1 protein-coding gene and 1 pseudogene are annotated in these 577 nt (G+C 54.9%); both read right to left on the bottom strand.

Going from position 1 to position 577, the window contains the following annotated elements; translation table 11 throughout:
* Positions 1 to 193: pseudogene (locus tag NKK47_RS35125) on the bottom strand (S-(hydroxymethyl)glutathione synthase); the annotation flags it as partial.
* 20 nt (positions 194 to 213) lie between these two features.
* Positions 214 to 486, bottom strand: a complete 273-nt coding sequence (locus NKK47_RS35120; protein WP_352579947.1) for a hypothetical protein — start codon at positions 484 to 486, stop codon at positions 214 to 216.
* Positions 487 to 577: the final 91 nt, after the last annotated feature.

Below are 577 nucleotides of genomic sequence, written 5' to 3'. Positions count from 1 at the left end.
CCACGACCGAGAACAGCGCGCCTTCCGGCTTCCAGCATTTGGTGCAGCCGCAGGCATGGTTGTGGGCGATCTGGCCCTTGACCTTGACCTTGACCGGGTTGCTGGTGCAGGCGCAGACCAGCGTGCCGCCGGCAAAATCGGGCTTTTCCCGTGGCGGTCCATTGTCGATTTTAGGATGCAATTTTTCCGGCATTTTTGTCTCCTCCCTTGGTTCTATGCTGGTTCCGTTTCGATTACCGCTTCATTCTCCATACGGTGTTCTTGCTTGACGCGCTCTACCACCTTGAGCGCCTTGCTCAGATATGTATCGCGCACGAGAAACGATATTTCTTCTCTGCCGCGGTCGATCTCGTCGAGGTCGATGCGAACGCGGTTGTTATTCCTAAGCGCTACCCAAAGCTGTTCGCCGAATTGCCAGCTCTGCATACTGAGCGACTCGCTGAAATTCGGATATCGGATCCGAACCCGGATCAGTACCTCCTTCAATAGACTACCACGCTCCTGATCGACTTGCCTTCATGCATCAGGTCAAAGCCCTTGTTGATGTCCTCGAGCTTCAGCGTGTGGGTGATCATCG

The sequence above is a fragment of the Mesorhizobium sp. M0019 genome (assembly GCF_040323975.1).
Lineage (GTDB): Bacteria > Pseudomonadota > Alphaproteobacteria > Rhizobiales > Rhizobiaceae > Mesorhizobium.
This window is presented reverse-complemented; position numbering and strand designations above follow the sequence as displayed.